13 protein-coding genes, 2 tRNA genes and 2 pseudogenes are annotated in these 18,838 nt (G+C 60.5%); 12 read left to right on the top strand and 5 right to left on the bottom strand.

The window, feature by feature from the left end; all coding sequences use genetic code 11:
• Positions 1-660 precede the first annotated feature (660 nt).
• The 3 genes and pseudogenes from INQ47_RS11690 to INQ47_RS11680 form a co-directional block, all read left to right on the top strand.
• Positions 661-1,401, top strand: a pseudogene (locus INQ47_RS11690) (HAMP domain-containing protein); the annotation flags it as partial.
• A complete protein-coding gene (locus INQ47_RS11685; protein ID WP_404701725.1) occupies positions 1,375-2,259 on the top strand; it encodes a methyl-accepting chemotaxis protein in 885 nt (294 codons plus the stop codon). The pseudogene INQ47_RS11690 and the gene INQ47_RS11685, both read left to right, overlap by 27 nt.
• A 74-nt stretch (positions 2,260-2,333) precedes the next feature.
• On the top strand, positions 2,334-2,801 hold the full coding sequence (locus tag INQ47_RS11680) for a DUF2867 domain-containing protein (protein WP_404701723.1): 468 nt from the start codon (positions 2,334-2,336) through the stop codon (positions 2,799-2,801).
• Positions 2,802-2,904: 103 nt separating this feature from the next.
• Here the strand turns inward: INQ47_RS11680 and INQ47_RS11675 are convergent, their stop codons facing one another.
• The 4 genes from INQ47_RS11675 to INQ47_RS11660 all read right to left on the bottom strand — a co-directional run bounded on the left by INQ47_RS11675 (position 2,905) and on the right by INQ47_RS11660 (position 5,981).
• Complete coding sequence (locus INQ47_RS11675) at positions 2,905-4,470, bottom strand: iron ABC transporter permease (RefSeq protein WP_003249548.1); 1,566 nt, start codon at positions 4,468-4,470, stop codon at positions 2,905-2,907.
• Entirely contained in the window at positions 4,470-5,483 is a 1,014-nt protein-coding gene (locus INQ47_RS11670; protein WP_252460636.1) for an extracellular solute-binding protein, read from the bottom strand. The genes INQ47_RS11675 and INQ47_RS11670 overlap by 1 nt, the downstream gene beginning before the upstream one ends.
• Before the next feature lie 237 nt (positions 5,484-5,720).
• Positions 5,721-5,807, bottom strand: a tRNA-Leu gene (locus tag INQ47_RS11665).
• An 87-nt stretch (positions 5,808-5,894) separates the two neighbouring features.
• Positions 5,895-5,981: transfer RNA gene (locus tag INQ47_RS11660), tRNA-Leu, on the bottom strand.
• 272 nt (positions 5,982-6,253) lie between these two features.
• On the opposite strand from INQ47_RS11660, the gene rnr reads away from it, so the two are divergent.
• The 7 genes from rnr to dnaB all read left to right on the top strand — a co-directional run bounded on the left by rnr (position 6,254) and on the right by dnaB (position 13,419).
• A complete protein-coding gene (rnr, locus tag INQ47_RS11655; RefSeq protein WP_404701722.1) occupies positions 6,254-8,827 on the top strand; it encodes a ribonuclease R in 2,574 nt (857 codons plus the stop codon).
• A complete protein-coding gene (rlmB, locus tag INQ47_RS11650) occupies positions 8,824-9,570 on the top strand; it encodes a 23S rRNA (guanosine(2251)-2'-O)-methyltransferase RlmB (protein WP_003249554.1) in 747 nt (248 codons plus the stop codon). The genes rnr and rlmB overlap by 4 nt, the downstream gene beginning before the upstream one ends.
• 289 nt (positions 9,571-9,859) lie before the next feature.
• Complete coding sequence (gene rpsF / locus INQ47_RS11645) at positions 9,860-10,285, top strand: 30S ribosomal protein S6 (RefSeq protein WP_003249557.1); 426 nt, start codon at positions 9,860-9,862, stop codon at positions 10,283-10,285.
• A 28-nt stretch (positions 10,286-10,313) separates the two neighbouring features.
• On the top strand, positions 10,314-10,544 hold the full coding sequence (gene rpsR, locus INQ47_RS11640) for a 30S ribosomal protein S18 (RefSeq protein WP_003249563.1): 231 nt from the start codon (positions 10,314-10,316) through the stop codon (positions 10,542-10,544).
• Positions 10,545-10,577: 33 nt separating this feature from the next.
• Positions 10,578-11,441, top strand: coding sequence for a hypothetical protein (locus tag INQ47_RS11635; RefSeq protein WP_252460116.1), 864 nt, complete (start codon positions 10,578-10,580; stop codon positions 11,439-11,441).
• 20 nt (positions 11,442-11,461) lie between these two features.
• Complete coding sequence (gene rplI, locus INQ47_RS11630) at positions 11,462-11,908, top strand: 50S ribosomal protein L9 (RefSeq protein WP_019752620.1); 447 nt, start codon at positions 11,462-11,464, stop codon at positions 11,906-11,908.
• 113 nt (positions 11,909-12,021) lie between these two features.
• A complete protein-coding gene (gene dnaB, locus INQ47_RS11625) occupies positions 12,022-13,419 on the top strand; it encodes a replicative DNA helicase (RefSeq protein ID WP_252460117.1) in 1,398 nt (465 codons plus the stop codon).
• A gap of 24 nt (positions 13,420-13,443) precedes the next feature.
• Here the strand turns inward: dnaB and INQ47_RS11620 are convergent, their stop codons facing one another.
• Positions 13,444-15,099, bottom strand: coding sequence for an ATP-binding cassette domain-containing protein (locus tag INQ47_RS11620; protein WP_404701721.1), 1,656 nt, complete (start codon positions 15,097-15,099; stop codon positions 13,444-13,446).
• Between the two features lie 1,025 nt (positions 15,100-16,124).
• On the opposite strand from INQ47_RS11620, the pseudogene INQ47_RS11615 reads away from it, so the two are divergent.
• Both INQ47_RS11615 and INQ47_RS11610 read left to right on the top strand, forming a co-directional pair.
• Positions 16,125-16,355 (top strand): annotated as a pseudogene (locus INQ47_RS11615) (DUF3077 domain-containing protein); the annotation flags it as partial.
• A gap of 178 nt (positions 16,356-16,533) precedes the next feature.
• A complete protein-coding gene (locus tag INQ47_RS11610) occupies positions 16,534-18,834 on the top strand; it encodes a YgiQ family radical SAM protein (RefSeq protein WP_003249577.1) in 2,301 nt (766 codons plus the stop codon).
• Positions 18,835-18,838: the final 4 nt, after the last annotated feature.

The raw sequence follows: 18,838 nt of genomic DNA, 5'->3' as shown, positions 1-18,838 counted from the left end.
CAGTGGAAGACAGGGAATCGTGTTTCGAACTATGCTTTTTCATGGTCTCGCCCTCGCTGCCGTTGGCTTCTTCGAACACCACCGTGGCACTGTGATGCCTCGGCGGGGGCGAGTCCATCGATTACACTGATTGGGTGTGGGCACGCAACGGAGGTTGGGCGCAGGCCGTTGTAGGAGCGGGTTCACCCGCGAAAGGGCCGGCACACGAAACCGCATTGCTAGACCTTGGCGCATTTCCCTGCTGCCTACGGCACAACCCTTGCTGTAAGAAGTTTCTGTAGATGCCATCAATATAGTGGCGCCAGAAAACACGAGGGTTACACCGTGTCTGCCATCCTCTCACTGTTACGAAGCCGCCTCTTGCGGCCTGTGTTTGTTGCCCTTGGTATCGCTCTTTTGGTGCAGGTGCTGGTTGCCGTTGCGCTCACCCGAAGCACAGTCACCGCCCTGGAGGCTGACCTTGGCGAGCGACTGGGTAATGACAGTCGCCAACTGGCAAGCGAACTAGAGCAAGCCGGACAAGATGTACGCTCTGGGCTCGACGGCCTGTCCAGCAGTACCCGCCAGCGCCTGAGTGCAGGGTTGTCGGAGCGCCTGCAAAGCGAACAGCAGCAACTGCGCAGCACCCTGGAAAAAAACCTCAAGGATTCCGCCAACGACATGGCCGAGCTGCTGGCTTCGGTTGCGCCGCGGGCGATCTGGGACAACGACGTGCCGGTGCTCTCGGATTTCGCGCGACGCGCTCAGCGTAACCCGAACGTGTTGTTCGTGGTGTACGACGACGCTCAGGGTCAGCACCTGACTCGCTATCTCAACCGGCAAAACCCGATCAACCAGGCCTTGTTGGAAAAAGGCCAGGGCGAGCGTGCGCTGGACAAGGTGCTCGATGCCGCGCGTCGTGATCCGTCGGTGTATTTCGTCGAAGCCTCCATCAACCCCAATGGCGCCGAGATCGGCAAAGTCCTGATGGGGGTTTCTACAGCCGGCATTGACCAGGAACTCAAGGCGCTCGACCAGCGCTTCAGTGCCCTGATCGCCAGTGGCGAGCAACTGGTTGGCGATAGCCTGGGCGCGGCGGCTGCCGACAGTGGCAAGGCCCTGCGCGAGCGCCTGGAAGTCGCGCAGGCTAGCGCCACCGCGATGCAGGCCAACACTGCACAGACCGTGCGCGATGCGGCTGCCGAGCTGCGCTGGCGGATTGGTCTGGGCCTGGTGGTGGTGGGCCTGGGTGTGCTGCTGGTGGTCGCTTTAGTGTTAGGCCGCCGCGTGCTCAGCAAACTGCGCCTGCTGATCGCAGCGCTCAACGACCTTGCCGCTGGCGAAGGCGACCTGACCAAGCGCGTGACCCTCGACAGCCGCGACGAGATCGGCGACATGGCGTCGGCGGTCAATCGCTTTGTCGACAAGCTGCAGCCCATCGTCCGCGAGGCTGGCGAGGTGGCCCAGCGTACCGGCGTCGAGATCGGCACCATGGCCCAGCGCAATGCCGGTGCCGATGCCGCGGCGGCGTTGCAGCGTGACGAAGTGGCCGCCAGCCTGCGCGACCTGTCGAGCATGGCTGACGAGGCTCAGGCTGAAAGCCATGCTATGCAGGCGGCGTTGCAGCAGGTGGTGGACATTCGCCAGGCGACCGATGAGAACAGCCGTTCCTCGACGCAACTGGCGAGCCTGATCGAGAACCTTGCCGGGCAGGTCGAAACGGGCTCTCAGGTGATCGAGCGCCTGGCCAAGCAGAGCGAACAGATTGAAGTGGTGCTGACCGTCATCCATGGCATTGCCGAGCAGACCAATCTGCTGGCCCTCAACGCTGCAATCGAAGCCGCACGCGCTGGTGAGACTGGCCGCGGATTCGCTGTAGTGGCCGATGAAGTGCGGGCGCTGGCGAGCAAAACGCAAAGCTCTACCGGCGACATTCAGGCGCACATTACCGCGCTGCAAAAAGGTGCCAAGGAAGCAGTGGCCACCATCAGTCAGGCTGGGCTCAAGGCCAGTGAAGGGTTGCTGGTGCTGCGTGACAACGAGCGCCGCCAGCAGTCGGTGCAGGCGGCCGTGGAGCAGGTGCATGCGGCCATTGGCCTGGCGACCAGGGCGGCCGAGCAGCAGGCGAATGGCGCGCAGGCGGTGCGTGGGCGGGTGGAGACTATCCATGCTCAGGCTGAGCGATCAGCCGAGGTGGTGATGCAGACCACGGCCAGCAGCAAGGTGCTGGATGACTTGGCGGCGCAGCTACGGGCAAGCCTTGGCCAATTCCGCGCCTGACGCGGTCCCTGTAGGAGCGGCCTTGTGAGAGGTGTTGCTATGATGGCGGCGACACATGGCAAAGGGAGTTGTTCATGTCCGCCCAACTGGTCGCCGCTTCGGCCGAACTGGATTTTCTTCATAGCGATGGCATTTGCGTCACCGCACCAATGACCGCCATCCAGGCCTACTGCGCCATGACCTCGGACGTTCCGGGCTGGCTGGCCATTGCCTTTCGCCTGCGCGACTTCATCTCGCGTCGGTTCAACGTTGCTACTATCCACGGTTTTTCATCGCGCAACCCCGACCGGGTGCCGGCGGTGGGTGAGTTGCTGGATTTCTTTACCGTCGAGGCAATCAGCGACCAGCAACTGGTCCTGACCTCGCGTGACACGCACCTGGCGGTGATGGTGAGCATGGATCTGGATGAAGCAGAGCAGGGCTGGCAACGCTTGAATGTGACCACCTCGGTGCAGTGCTTCAATCGTTTCGGCCGCCTCTACATGCTGCCCGTCGGCAAGGCTCATGGGCCAATCGTCCGCCGGATGCTGCGTAACATCTGATGGCCTCACCGCCGGCAAGCCAGCTCCCACAGGTCCTGCCCAGGCCTTGAGGGCGGCGCGGTACCTGTGGGAGCTGGCTTGCCGGCGATGAAGGCGACGCGGATCAAGCTTTGTTCAGATACATCCGCGTAGTCAGCAGATAAACGGGCAACCCCGACACCACGATCAGCAGTGCCGCATAAGGCGCCGCTGCCGCGAACTCGACGTTGGCTGTGTGCGCCCACACCTCGGTGGCCAGGGTGGTCATGCCGGTCGGGCTGAGCAGCAGGGTAGCCGTCAGCTCCTTCATGGCATCCAGAAACACCAGGGCGAAGGCCGCCGCCATGGCCGGGAAGATGATCGGCAAGGTCACCCGGCAGAATGCGGCAAAGCTGCTGGCGCCCAGGGTGCGTGCGGCTTCTTCCAGCGTCGGCGAAGCCTTGTTAAGCGCGGTGCGCACCGGCGACTGGGCCAGCGGCAGGAACAGCAGCGCATAGGCCAGCAACAACAGTGCCGTGGTCTGGTACAGCGCCGGCACGTAGTGCAGGGCGAAGAACACCAGGGTCAGGGCAATCACCAGGCCGGGCAGGGCGTGCAGGAGGTAGGGCAGACGCTCAGCCCAAATCGCCAGGCGGCCTTTGTAGCGCACCACCAGGAAGCTGATAGGCAGAGCCAGCAGCACACAAAAGCCGGCACCGCCCAGCGACACCGACAGCGAGGTGAACAACGCCTTCGAGATGGCCGCCACCGGAAATGCCGCCGACGAACCTACGCTCAGCCAGTAACCGAGCATCGCCAGCGGAATGCCGCTGCCCAGCACCGCCAGGCCCACGCAGAACAGTTGCGCCAGCACCGCCCAGCCGCGCAGCCGCACCGGTTGCGCACGCCGCGCTACGCCCTGGCCAATACGTACATGGCGGGCTTTGCCGCGCACCCGCAGTTCCAGCCACAGCATTGCCAGGCACATCGCCAACAGCACGGCAGACAGCATGGCCGCGTTGGCATTGCTGAACTCCAGTTCGAACTGCTGGTAGATCGCCGTGGTAAAGGTTTGCAGGCCGAGGATCGACAGCGCGCCAAACTCCACCAGCATATGCAGGGCTATCAGTAGCGCACCGCCGAGCATCGACGGCCACAGCAGCGGCAGGGTGACTTTGCTGAACACGCCCCAGCGGCTGCAACCCAAGGTGCGTGCCGACTCCTCCAGCGAGGTGTCAAGGTTGCGCAGGGTTGCGGCAACGGGCAGGAACACCAGCGGGTACTTGGATAGGGCCATGACCATGATCGCGCCGCCCAGGCCTTCAAAGTCCGAACTTAGCGACACCCAGGTGAAGCTGCTGACGAACGACGGCACGGCGAATGGCAGGCACAGCACCACGCCCCACAACCGGCGGCCGGCCAGGTTACTGCGCTCCAGCAGCCAGGCCAGTGCCAGGCCGACCACCATGCAGGTCAGCGTCACCCCGACCATCAGCATCAGGGTGTTGCGCATCAGTCCCCAGACGAAGGGCCGCCACAGCAGGTGCAAAGCTTCGCGCCAGCCGGCTTCCCAGGCTTTGATGGCGACATAAGCCAGTGGCAGCAAGCTCATTGCCACTAGGAACAGCACAGGCAGCACTACCCAGATGGAAGGGCGCTTGCGGCGCGGTACGAAGCGTACCGGCACCGGTTCGGACAGGGCGGCAGTCATCAGAGCAGGCCGACCTCACGCTCAAGTTCGATGGCTTCCTCGGCATTGCCCAGGTCAGCTGGCGAGATCTTCGGCGGGCGCAGCTCGTCGAACGGTTTCAGGCCGCGGTCAGAAACCATGCCCTTGTGCAGCGGGTACTCGGCGGTGGTCTGGGTGATCACGCGCTGGCCTTCTTCGCTGGCCATCCAGTTGAGCAGGGCCTGGGCTTCTTTCGGGTGTTTGCTGGCCTTGACCACGCCTGCGCCGGAGATAGTAACCAGGTTGCCAGCATCGCCGTCGGCCAGGTAATAGAGCTTGGTGTCCAGCTTGCCGCGTTCGCGTTCAAGCGCGTACCAGTAGTAGTTGTTCACCAGTACCGCAGCCACTTCACCCTTTTCTACGGCTTTGAGGGCAACCATGTTGTTGGTGTAGGTCTTGCCGAAGGCTTTCAGGCCGGTCAACCATTCTTCGGTGGCTTCACGCCCGTGCATCTTCAGAATGGCCACGGCCTGCTCCTGGAACGCACCGCTGGTGGGGACGTAGCCGACGCGGCCTTCCCACTCAGGGTTGGCGAAGTCCATCACTGTGGTCGGCAGGTCTTTCTCGTCGACTTTCTTCGGGTTGTACACCACGATGCGCGTACGGGCGGTGATACCCATCCAGGTGCCGTTGGCGCCAACGTACTCCTTGGGCATCATGTTCAACGTGGCGTCGTCAATCTTGGCCAGCAGGCCCAGCTCGCCCAGGTTGTTCAGGGGCGGGGACTCTTCGGTGTAGATGATGTCGGCTGGCGAACGGTCGCCTTCCTCGATGATCTGGCTGGCCAGCTGGTTGCTGCTGCCTTTGCGGATGTCAATGTGAACGCCGGTCTTGGTCTCATAGGCCTTGGCAATGGCTTCGCCGATTTCCTTGTGCTGACCGTTGTACATGGTCAGCGTGACCGGTGCGTCTGCCATGGCGGCCGGAGCGCCGATGACCAGGCTCAGCACTGCGGCGGCCAAGGTACGCATCAGCGGTTGCGGGCGGATCGTCATGCGGGTACTTCCTCGCTTACGGCTACATATTTGGAAACAATGGTAAACGAAATTCTTTCTCAAGTGGCCGGGTGACGAGAAATTCATGGTCAGACCATGGTGCAAGGGGGGGGGGTTGCTTGTAGGGGACTCTTCGCGGGTGAACCCGCTCCTGCAACGTGCGCGTATCGGGGAAGGAGGGGGGTACAAAAATCGCAGGCAAGAAAAAACCCACTAGCAAGCTAGTGGGTTTTTGTATGGTGCCCAGGAGAAGACTCGAACTTCCACGACCTTGCGGTCACTGATACCTGAAACCAGCGCGTCTACCAATTCCGCCACCTGGGCAAAGCTTTACATCATCTGCAGAAGGCGACTATTGTTCGCTTTCACACAGCAGTAACAGATCCTTGGTCATCTGTTACTTGAAATACTTGGTGCCCAGGAGAAGACTCGAACTTCCACGACCTTGCGGTCACTGATACCTGAAACCAGCGCGTCTACCAATTCCGCCACCTGGGCACACATTCGAGGTTACTTGATGCTTTACAGCGTCGTTCATCTCTACTACAACTTCGGGGTTGTCCGTCGTTGTGGTGCGCACTATACGGACGCTCCCCAAGGCTGTAAAGCCCCCAATCGAAAAAAAATTCAAAAAATTCAACTCGTTGATTCCACGAGCCTATTTCTGCTGTTTATGCACTGCAGCGGGGGCTGTCCAAGGCAGACATTTCCGGTTTCAATACGCCTATGCCAGAATTCATATCTATATACCCCAAGGTGAACCCCTTCTGATGGCCGATTGGCAATCCCTCGATCCCGAGGCCGCTCGCGAAGCGGAAAAATACGACAACCCCATTCCCAGCCGTGAGCTGATCCTGCAGCGTCTCGCCGACCGAGGCGAACCTGCTGCCCGCGAGGAGCTGGCAAAAGAGTTCGGTCTGTATGAAGAAGACCAGATCGAAGCCCTGCGCCGCCGCCTGCGTGCCATGGAGCGCGATGGCCAGCTTATCTATACCCGGCGCGGCACTTATGCCCCGGTAGACAAGCTGGACCTGATCTGTGGTCGCGTCTCCGGCCACCGCGACGGCTTCGGCTTCCTTATTCCCGATGACGGCAGCGAAGACCTGTTCCTCAGCCCGTCGCAGATGCGACTGGTGTTCGACGGCGACCGCGGCTTGGCCCGCGTCTCCGGTGTCGACCGCCGTGGCCGCCGTGAAGGCGTGCTGGTCGAAGTCATCTCCCGTGCCCACGAGAGCGTGGTCGGCCGCTATTTCGAAGAAGGCGGCATCGGTTACGTAACCCCGGACAACCCGAAGATCCAGCAGGAAGTGCTGGTGACCGCCGGGCGTAACGGCGGTGCCAAGATCGGCCAGTTCGTCGAGATCAAGATCACCCACTGGCCAACGCCGCGCTTCCAGCCGCAAGGCGATGTGGTCGAAGTCATCGGCAACTACATGGCGCCGGGCATGGAAATCGACGTTGCCCTGCGCAGCTACGACATTCCGCACGTGTGGCCCAATGACGTGGTCAAGGAAGCGCGCAAGTTCCGCTCCGAAGTCGAGGAGAAGGACAAAGAGAAGCGTGTAGACCTGCGCCATCTGCCGTTCGTCACCATCGACGGTGAAGACGCCCGCGACTTCGACGATGCTGTTTATTGCGAACCGCTGGGCAAGCTGCGTCTGTTCTCCGGTGGCTGGCGCCTGTACGTGGCCATCGCTGACGTGTCCAGCTACGTGCGCCTGGGTTCTGCCCTCGATGTCGAAGCCCAGCAGCGCGGCAACTCGGTGTACTTCCCCGAGCGCGTGGTGCCGATGCTCCCCGAAGAACTGTCCAACGGCCTGTGCTCGCTGAACCCGCACGTCGACCGGTTGGCCATGGTTTGTGAAATGACCATGAACAAAACCGGCCAGATGGTCGACTATCAGTTCTACGAAGGCGTAATCCACTCCCACGCCCGGCTGACCTACAACAAGGTCAGCAGCATGCTCGAGCATGCCCGCACCCGTGAGGGCAAGGCGCTGCGCGAGGAGTACAAGGAGGTCGTCCCCGACCTGAAAAACCTGTACAACCTGTACAAGGTGCTGGTGGAAGCGCGTCACACGCGTGGTGCCATCGACTTCGAAACCCAGGAAACCCGCATCATTTTTGGTGATCAGCGCAAGATCGCTGAAATTCGCCCGACAGTGCGTAACGATGCCCACAAGCTGATCGAGGAATGCATGCTGGCGGCCAACGTGGCCACTGCCGAGTTCCTGCAGAAGCACGGTGTACCGGCGTTGTATCGCGTGCACGACGGCCCTCCACCGGAGCGCCTGGAAAAACTGCGTGCCTTCCTGGGTGAGTTGGGCCTGAGCCTGCACAAGGGCAAGGACCCGTCGCCGAAGGATTACCAGGCCCTGCTGGCGAGCATCGCCGGGCGCCCCGATTTCCACCTGATCCAGACGGTAATGCTGCGCTCGCTGAGCCAGGCGGTGTACAGCACCGAGAACAACGGCCACTTCGGGCTGAACTACGAGGCGTACACGCACTTCACCTCGCCGATCCGCCGGTACCCGGACCTGCTGGTGCACCGCGCCATCCGCAGCATCATCCGCTCCAAGGTTGATACCCCGCACGTCAAGCGTGCCGGTGCCATGAGCATCCCCAAGGCGCGTATCTACCCGTACGACGAGAACACCCTGGAGCAACTCGGCGAGCAGTGCTCGATGACCGAGCGCCGGGCTGACGAAGCCACCCGTGACGTGGTCAACTGGCTCAAGTGCGAGTTCATGAAGGATCGCGTGGGCGAGACCTTCCCGGGCGTGATCACTGCGGTGACCGGTTTCGGCCTGTTCGTCGAGCTGACCGATATCTATGTAGAGGGCCTGGTGCACGTCAGTGCGTTGCCGGGTGACTACTACCACTTCGACCCGGTACACCATCGCCTGGCTGGCGAGCGCACCGGTCGCAGCTTCCGCTTGGGCGACACCATCGAAGTCAAGGTCATGCGTGTTGACCTGGATGAGCGCAAGATCGACTTCGAAGTGTCGGAAAAGACCCTCGCCGCACCAATCGGTCGTAAGCAGCGTGGCGCTGCGCCGGCTGCCGAAAAAGCCGAGCAACAGCCGGCAACTGAAGCGAAAGCCACGCCCAAACCGCGCAGCCGCAAAAGCGAAGCGTCCGAAGCGTACTTCCCCAAGGATGCTGTGCAGCGTAACGCTGAAGTGCGTAAAAGCCGTGAGATGAAGAAAGCGCTGATGACCGACGCGCGCAGCAGTGCCGGCAGCAAATCCGAGAAAGGTGGCAAGCCGTCCGGCAAGCCGACCAAGCACCGTAAAGGCCCGTCGAAGTCCGGCGCGCCACGCAAAAGCAAGAGCAATTCATGAGTCAGCTGGAAAAGATCTACGGCGTACACGCCGTGCAGGCATTGCTGCAGCACCATCCAAAGCGGGTCAAGCAGATCTGGCTGTCGGAAGGGCGCAGCGAGCCACGCCTCGAGACCTTGCTGGCGCTGGCCGCGGAAAACCGCGTGCCGGTCGGCCAGGCCGAGCGCCGTGAGATGGATGCCTGGGTCGAAGGTGTGCACCAGGGCGTTGTTGCCGAGGTCAGCCCGAGCCAGGTGTGGGGCGAGCTGATGCTCGAAGAGCTGCTTGAACGCACAGAGACGCCGCCGCTGATCCTGGTGCTGGACGGCGTGACCGACCCGCACAACCTCGGCGCCTGCCTGCGTACCGCCGATGCGGCCGGTGCCACGGCAGTGATCGTACCCAAGGACAAGTCCGCAACGCTGACGCCGGTTGTGCGAAAGGTGGCTTGTGGCGCGGCAGAAGTCATTCCGCTGGTGGCTGTGACCAACCTGGCGCGTACGCTTGAGAAATTGCAGCAGCGTGGCCTGTGGGTCGTGGGTACTGCTGGCGAGGCCGAGCAGGAGATCTACCAGCAGGACCTCACCGGGCCACTGGTGATGATCATGGGCGCGGAAGGCAAGGGCATGCGCCGGCTGACCCGTGAGCATTGCGACTTCCTCGTGAAGTTGCCGATGGCGGGTAGCGTCAGCAGCCTTAACGTGTCGGTGGCGACCGGGGTTTGCCTGTTCGAAGCGGTGCGTCAGCGTCAGGCCAAGCGCTGATTCTCAGCCTGTTCCGGCCTCTTCGCGGGTGAACCCGCTCCTACAGGGTGATTGCGTTCCCCTGTAGGCGCGGGTTTACCCGCGAATGGGCCCGCAGCTTGTGAATATGTTTCAGGCTGTTCAAATATTCACCAATCACCTTGCTTGTGCGCCCCGGCTTCTCTACAATTGCGCCCCTTGCCGAGCTGGCAGGCGCTCATGTGCCTCCCCTCCGTGCAAGACATACAGTGTCATTCACTCCTTGTCTGACCAGATTCACTGGCAGACTACTAACCCGTAAGGAGCATTCATGCGTCATTACGAAATCATCTTCCTGGTTCACCCGGACCAGAGCGAACAAGTCGGCGGCATGGTTGAGCGTTACACCAAGCTGATCGAAGAAGATGGTGGCAAGATCCACCGCCTGGAAGACTGGGGCCGTCGTCAACTGGCCTACGCAATCAACAATGTTCACAAGGCTCACTACGTGATGCTGAACGTTGAGTGCACTGGCAAGGCCCTGGCCGAGCTGGAAGACAACTTCCGCTACAACGATGCCGTTATCCGTAACCTGGTCATCCGTCGCGACGAAGCCGTTACCGGCCAGTCCGAGATGCTGAAGGCTGAAGAGAACCGCAGCGAGCGCCGTGAGCGTCGCGAGCGTCCTGAGCATGCTGACTCCGCCGAAGGCGACGACAGCAATGACAGCGACTCCAGCGATAACGCTGACGAGTAATCCACGGACCTTTAGAGGAGCCTATTAAATGGCACGTTTCTTCCGTCGTCGTAAATTCTGCCGCTTCACTGCTGAAGACGTGAAAGAGATCGACTTCAAAGATCTCAACACCCTGAAAGCTTACGTATCCGAAACCGGCAAGATCGTTCCAAGCCGTATCACCGGTACCAAAGCTCGTTATCAGCGTCAGCTGGCTACCGCTATCAAGCGCGCCCGCTTCCTGGCCCTGCTGCCCTACACCGACAGCCACGGCCGCTGAGACCGGGTCGTCGACAAGCAGTAAGGGATTAGCATGCGAGCGTTAGCAAGTTTCATCATGCGCGGTCGTGTGCAGGCCACCCTCGTGGTGGTCATCAGCGCGGTACTGCCGCTGCTGTTCTGGTTGAGTGCCGCTGCCGGCAGCCTTGTGCTGCTGCGGCGTGGGTTCAAGGATGCTACATCGGTCATCGCCGGCGGCTTGCTGGCCGGGCTGGCCGTGTGGGTCATGGGCGATCCCATCACCTTTCTGGTGATTGCGGGTGCCTTGGCCTTGGCCGCCATGTTGCGTGCCGAGCACCCCTGGAACCGGGTGTTGCTCGCCAGTGCCGTGTTCGCCGTGGCTTTCAGCCTCGTGCTTGATCTGGCGCTGGCGCAAACCTTCGATGTGCTGGCCAAGGCGTTTGCCGAAGCCATGCCGCAAATCGAAGGGCAACCGGTGCTCTCCGGTGAGCTGATCCGCCCTGTGCTGGTCGCTTCCACAGCAGTGACGGTGCAATTGTTCAGTGTGCTGGCGTTGATGCTGGCGCGCTATTGGCAGGCAGCGTTGTACAACCCTGGAGGCTTCGGTCGCGAGTTTCGTGAACTGAAGTTGCCGAAACAGACCATGGCGGTCTTGGTGGCAGTGATGGTGGTGGCGCCGTTTATCGGCACGCAGTTCATCATCCTGGCATCGGCTTCCAGCCTGGTACTGGTGCTGGCCGGCATCGCCTTGATGCACGGGCTGGTGGCACAGGGCCGACTGGCCGGTTTCTGGCTGGTGGGGATGTACGTGACGCTACCGCTGATCATGCAGCTGATTTATCCGTTGCTGATGGTTTTGGCCATTGTCGACAGCCTGATTGATTTTCGCGGTCGCAAGTCCCCTCCGGGGAAAGACTCCGCGAACGGTGAAGGTTAAAAGTTAAGAGGTTTTACCAAATGGAACTGATCCTGCTGGAAAAAGTCGCTAACCTGGGCAACCTGGGCGACAAAGTAAAAGTTAAGGCTGGTTACGGCCGTAACTTCCTGCTGCCATTCGGCAAGGCCACCGTTGCCAACGCCGCCAACCTGGCTGCGTTCGAAGAGCGTCGTGCCGAGCTGGAAAAAGCAGCCGCTGACAAGAAAGCTTCGGCTGAAAACCGCGCTGCCCAACTGGCCGAGCTGGAAGTGACCATCACTGCCACCGCTGGCGACGAAGGCAAGCTGTTCGGTTCGATCGGCACCCACGACATCGCTGACGCCCTGACCGCCTCCGGCGTTGAAGTGGCCAAAGCTGAAGTTCGTCTGCCGAACGGCACCATCCGTCAGGTTGGCGAATACGACGTAGCCGTGCACCTGCACAGCGACGTTGAAGCCACCGTACGCGTGGTCGTCGTAGCTGCCTAAGCTGCGCTAACTGGCTGGCTCCTTGCGAGTCAGGCGGTTAACATCGGGCACGGTCCTGTTTTCGACAGGCCGTGCCCTTTGTCTTTTTCGTCCTCCAGAATTCTTTCGTGGCCATGAACGAGATCACCACTTCCGAACAGCTAGACCTGCAAACCGCAGCCCTGAAGGTGCCGCCGCATTCCATCGAGGCCGAACAGGCCGTACTCGGTGGCCTGATGCTGGACAACAACGCCTGGGAGCGGGTGCTGGACCAGGTGTCGGACGGCGACTTCTACCGGCATGACCACCGGCTGATCTTCCGTGCCGTGCACAAGTTGGCCGACGCCAACCAGCCATTCGACGTGGTGACCCTGCACGAGCAGTTGGACAAGGAAGGCCTTTCCTCGCAAATCGGCGGCCTGGCCTACCTGGCCGAGTTGGCCAAGAACACTCCCTCGGTAGCCAACATCAAGGCCTACGCCGCGATCATTCGCGAGCGGGCTACGTTGCGCCAACTGATCAGCATCAGTACCGACATCGCCGACAACGCCTTCAACCCGCAAGGGCGCAACGCCGAAGAAATCCTCGACGACGCCGAGCGGCAGATCTTCCAGATCGCCGAGGCCCGGCCAAAAACCGGCGGCCCGGTGGGGGTCAACGAACTGTTGACCATGGCCATCGACCGCATCGACACGCTGTTCAACTCCGACAGCGACATCACCGGTATTTCCACCGGGTACACCGATCTGGACGAGAAGACCAGCGGCCTGCAGGCGGCAGACTTGATCATCGTCGCCGGCCGTCCGTCGATGGGTAAGACCACCTTTGCCATGAACCTGGTGGAAAATGCCGTACTGCGTACCGACAAGGCGGTGCTGGTGTTCTCCCTCGAGATGCCAGGTGAGTCGCTGATCATGCGTATGCTCTCGTCCCTGGGGCGTATCGACCAGACCAAGGTCCGTTCCGGCCAGCTGGACGACGACGACTGGCCGCGCCTGACCTCGGCAGTGAACCTGCTCAACGACCGCAAATTGTTCATCGACGATACGGCGGGTATCAGCCCCTCGGAAATGCGCGCGCGCACCCGCCGTCTGGCCCGTGAGCATGGTGAAATCGCCATGATCATGGTCGACTACCTGCAGTTGATGCAGATCCCAGGTTCGGCCGGTGACAACCGTACCAACGAGATTTCCGAGATTTCCCGCTCGCTCAAGGCCCTGGCCAAAGAATTCAACTGCCCGGTCATTGCCCTTTCGCAGCTGAACCGCTCGCTGGAACAGCGCCCGAACAAACGCCCGGTGAACTCCGACTTGCGTGAATCCGGTGCAATCGAGCAGGACGCCGACGTGATCATGTTCGTGTACCGCGACGAGGTGTACCACCCCGAGACCGAGCACAAGGGCGTGGCGGAAATCATCATTGGCAAACAGCGTAACGGCCCCATCGGCTTCGTGCGTTTGGCGTTTATCGGCAAGTACACCCGGTTCGAGAACTTGGCGCCGGGGATGTACAACTTTGATGATGATGAATAACCCATTGAGCTAGCAAGGCCGCTCCTACAAGGTTTGCGGTGCGCCTGCTAGCTCTGAAGTCTGAGCGATGTTCGTTTGCCCTTGGCTGATGATCCGCCCCTCGCGCAGGGTGATCACCCGGTCAAACCGCGACAGTGCGCTCTGATCATGCGTCACGCAAATCAGCCCTCGCCCTTTAAATGCTTCGAACAACAGGTCCCAGGTACGCTCTGCCGACGCGGCATCGAGCCCGGCTGTGGGCTCGTCAAAGAAATTGAATTCCCCAGGCTGATTAAGAAGGCGTAGCAGCGTCAGCCTGCGTGCTTCGCCGCCCGATATCGATTCTGCGCGTGCATCCAGATCAAGTTCGTACCAGTCTTTGCTCAGGCCCAACCGTTCAAGCCATCGTTCGATTTGAGCGCGATCATGAGCTTGCTCGAACAGCACGGCGCGGGGCAGGGGGCCGGGTATGAAATGCGCCTCCTGAGGGCAGAGTCGTAATCGACTGAATTGTTCACTAGCGTTGAGCGACGCCAGGCACCTGCCGTGCAGGTGCACATCCTTGCGCAACGGGAATATCGTTCCCGCCAGCGTATGCAGAAGTGTCGATTTACCACATCCGCTGGGCCCGATCAGTGCGACCCGTTCTCCTTTGTGCAGTACCAAGGGTTCTTCGATGTGAAGTTGTACATTATCTCGAGCGCTCAACTGGCACGGGGCGATGCTTAGGCCAGCGTCCTTGTCTTGGGACTTCGCCTCAGTAGTGCATGCTGGGCCGAACGAGGGGAGCTGGAGCCATTGTTCGAGTTTGCGTTTGTCTAGCCGAAACTGGTCTAGCAATCGCCAGGCCTCAGCAAGTTGCGCAACCCCTGCCAGCAATCCGCTCACCAAGGTGAAGAGAGCAACCAGCTCGCCCAGGCTCAATTGCGGTGTTGCCAGAGCCTGATCATGGATACCCCACATGAGCAAACCGCCACTGCCCAGGCCTATGAACAGGGTGCGCAGGCTCTGAATCCAACCCCCACTGTGAGCTACCTGCACTGCTGAGTCGGCATAGTGCGAAAGTGTCTGGTTGACCGGGAGCATTGCGGCATCCTCGGCCTTTTCCAGTTTGACCGTTGCCGCGCTGGCGAAGGTATCGAACCATTGTTCCGCCAGTTCATCCTCGCGCGCGTTCACTGCCTCGATATGTGGCCGGCGCCAGCGCACCAGGCGATCGTTGGCCCACAGGTAGGCCAGGCTCAAAGGGATGAGGCCGATCAATACCGAAGTAGCCCCCAGGTAAGCGAAGAGCGTTATCAGCACTGCAGCTTCGGCTAGCACCGGCCATGCCGAGCCAATCAGAAAGCCCAACCACCGCTCCTGTGCGGTAATGCCCCTATCTAGTACTTTTACCAGTGTTCCGCCATGGAGTTGTCCATAGGCCTCGAAGCGCTTGTCCAGCAATTCGCGGCACCAGCGGATGGAAAGTTGCTTCACGCGTTCCTGGCAAAGCCGCGCCAGGCACCAGGCTTGTAGAGGGGTCATAGAGGCTTGTAATGCGACAAGGCATATGAAAGCTCCGAGCAGAAGCTGGGAAGACGCGGCTGAGGTGGCCAGGTTGTCAATGATGTCGGCCAAGACTAGAGCAGGTACGACGGTCGCGATTTTCAGGAGCAGTGTCGCGCCGAGGGCGGCGAGAATTCCTCTATAGATTTGCATGTCATTGCCTTATGCCTTTGAGTGCACTCTGTGGCGCGACTGGAATACCTGATCTGATCAGGTGGAAGCGTTCAAGTCCGGGTATGAACACCTGAACAACCGTAGCGAGATTCGGGTGCTCATAAAGTGTGCGATAGAATGCGATCTTGTTATGTTTTTCCAAGTTGATCAGTGTTCGCTTGACTTGCCCGCGCACGCTGAGATCGGTATGCGGAGGGTGAAAAGCGGGTACTGATCCTTGGTAGAGCCAGAAGGAGCTAAGGCCCTTCTGGTTTATCATTTACAGAAGGTTGAGAAATTCAACCTCGGAATCGGTGAATGTGTAGTTCATCACGCGTGGGATCTGCAGAGTGTGGATTTCAGAACGACGACGTCCCGTGGCTAGTGCTCCTATAGAGTTGGTTTGAGTGTGCCTTTCAGCGCGTCACTGTTGTATCACTTGTTTTTTTATTGGTTCAAGATCTGCTCGGGATTTGTTGAGGAAAGTTGTCGTAGGATTTTTTACTAGGACTTGAAGTTCGATTCCTACATTTTTTAAGAGCTAGAGAAAATCTACTAATAATTAGCCGGTTAGCATTTTCTGAGGGTTGGAGAGGCTAAATATTTAGTAAAGATCTGAAGGGATTGCGATCGCTCAGCAGGGGCGCGCGATCGCCATCGGTCTAAGCAGGCTCAGGTTTTCCTGTGAGTAATCGCCTTGCTCTTGAGGCAGACCCGTACGTAGCCGCTACCCATCAAATACAAGTGACGTCGTGGCGGTCTTTTCGGAATCAGACGAGATCACGGCATGCTGAAAATTGTCCCCGATCCACCCCACGATCCCTCTTTTCTTGAAGACAACCCGATGCAGGGGCACGTGCCTGCTGTAAGGCTTCGTTGATGTGTTGCCTGGGCTGGCCCTTTCGCGGGTGAACCCGCTCCCACAGGTTCACCACAGGCTTCAATAGTTGCACCGTACCTGTGGGAGCGGGTTTACCCGAGAAAGGGCCCGGCCAGGCAATAGAGAAATTTGAGGGGATTGAACAATGACAAAAGAAGACACCCAATTCACCGTCGGCAAGACCACGTTCTACCAAGGCGAAAACGGCCCCCACCCGTTGTTCCGCATCGAGCCCGGGATCCCGTGTAGAGACGTCCGCGAGCAGTCTTCGGAGTTGATGGGCTATGTGCGCGAACTGACCATCACCGGGTTGATGGATGAGAAGCCGATGATGATCTGGGCTGCCCATTTCCTGAGTGCGATGGCCAAGGCGCTGCAAGGATTCTGTCGAACACCTGGCAACCCCACTACACCCCTCAAGCCAACCACCTGCCACGTCCATCCCCCAACCGTCGCCCCGCCCACCAATCCCCACGAATCCAGTCGGATTTGGTCAAAATTTGTGCTATATTCCGCGCCCGCGATTTCCCTGTACACCAGAACCGGTCACTGACATGCAAGCAGCCAAACCACTCTACGACTATCCCAAGTACTGGGCCGAATGCTTCGGGCCAGCACCTTTCCTGCCAATGAGCAGGGAGGAGATGGATCTGCTCGGCTGGGATTCCTGCGACATCATCATCGTGACCGGTGATGCCTACGTCGACCATCCGTCGTTCGGCATGGCCATCATTGGCCGTCTGCTGGAAGCCCAGGGCTTCCGTGTGGGCATCATTGCCCAGCCGAACTGGCAGTCGAAAGACGACTTCATGAAACTCGGCGAGCCAAACCTGTTCTTCGGGGTGGCCGCCGGCAACATGGACTCGATGATCAACCGCTACACCGCAGACAAGAAGATCCGTTCCGACGACGCCTACACCCCGGGTGGCCTGGCCGGCAGCCGTCCGGACCGTGCCAGCCTGGTGTACAGCCAGCGCTGCAAGGAAGCCTACAAGCATGTGCCGATCGTGCTCGGCGGCATCGAGGCTTCGCTGCGCCGCATCGCCCACTACGACTACTGGCAGGACAAGGTTCGTCACTCGATCCTGATCGACGCCAGCGCCGACATCCTGCTGTTCGGCAACGCCGAGCGTGCGGTGGTCGAGGTGGCCCAGCGCCTGTCCAACGGTGAGAAGATCGAGACCATCACCGACGTTCGCGGCACCGCCTTCGTGCGCCGCGATACCCCGCAGGGCTGGTACGAGATCGACTCCACCCGTATCGACCGCCCGGGGCGCGTCGACAAGATCATCAACCCGTACGTGAATACCCAGGACACCCAGGCCTGCGCCATCGAGCAGGCCAAGGGCGACCAGGAAGACCCGAACGAAGCCAAGGTGGTGCAGATTCTCGACAGCCCGGCCGTGACCCGGGAAAAGTCGGTGATCCGCCTGCCATCGTTCGAAAAGGTGCGTAACGACCCGGTGCTCTATGCTCATGCCAACCGCGTGCTGCACCTGGAGACCAACCCGGGCAACGCTCGCGCGCTGGTGCAGAAGCACGGCGAAGTGGATGTGTGGTTCAACCCGCCACCCATCCCCATGAGCACCGAGGAAATGGACTACGTGTTCGGCATGCCTTACGCCCGTGTGCCGCACCCGGCCTATGGCAAGGAGCGCATCCCGGCCTACGAGATGATCCGTTTCTCGGTGAACATCATGCGTGGCTGCTTCGGTGGCTGTACCTTCTGCTCGATCACCGAGCACGAAGGCCGCATCATCCAGAACCGCTCGCATGAGTCGATCCTGCACGAAATCGAAGAGATGCGTGACAAGGTGCCGGGCTTCACCGGCGTGGTCTCGGACCTTGGCGGGCCGACTGCCAACATGTACCGCATCGCCTGTAAAAGCCCCGAGATCGAGAAGCACTGCCGCAAGCCGTCGTGCGTGTTCCCGGGTATCTGCGAAAACCTCAATACCGACCACAGCTCGCTCATCGAGCTGTACCGCAAGGCCCGTGCCTTGCCGGGTGTGAAAAAGATCCTGATTGCTTCCGGCCTGCGCTACGACCTGGCGGTGGAATCGCCGGAGTACGTCAAGGAACTGGTCACCCACCACGTTGGCGGCTACCTGAAGATTGCCCCGGAGCACACCGAGCGTGGCCCGCTGGACAAGATGATGAAGCCGGGTATCGGCACCTACGACCGCTTCAAGCGTATGTTCGAGAAGTTCTCGAAAGAAGCGGGCAAGGAGCAGTACCTGATCCCGTACTTCATTGCTGCGCACCCGGGCACCACCGACGAAGACATGATGAACCTGGCTCTGTGGCTTAAGGGCAACGGTTTCCGTGCCGATCAGGTGCAGGCGTTCTACCCGTCGCCAATGGCCTCGGCCACGGCCATGTACCACTCAGGCAAGAACCCGCTGCGCAAGGTGACCTACAAGAGCGAAGGGGTGGAGATCGTCAAGAGCGACGAGCAACGCCGTCTGCACAAGGCGTTCTTGCGCTATCACGACCCGAAGGGCTGGCCAATGCTGCGTGAGGCGCTACAGCGGATGGGCCGCGCCGACCTGATCGGGCCGGGCAAGCACCAGCTGATTCCGGCGCACCAGCCGCAGACCGACAGCTACCAGAGCGCGCGCCGCAAGAACTCGACGCCGGCGGGGAGCCACAAGGTAGGCAAGGACCAGAAGATCCTGACCCAGCACACCGGCCTGCCGCCGCGTGGCAGCGATGGCAGCAAGCCGTGGGACAAGCGCGAGAAAGCCAAGGCCGAAGCGTTTGCGCGTAACCAGCAGGCGGCCAAGGAGCGCAAAGAGGCGAGCAAGGGCGGCAAGGGCAACAAGAAGCCGCGTCAGCCTGTGATTCCCCGCTGATTTT

It is taken from the genome of Pseudomonas sp. 3HC3 (genome assembly GCF_044904505.1).
Taxonomy (GTDB): domain Bacteria; phylum Pseudomonadota; class Gammaproteobacteria; order Pseudomonadales; family Pseudomonadaceae; genus Aquipseudomonas; species Aquipseudomonas putida_Y.
This window is presented reverse-complemented; position numbering and strand designations above follow the sequence as displayed.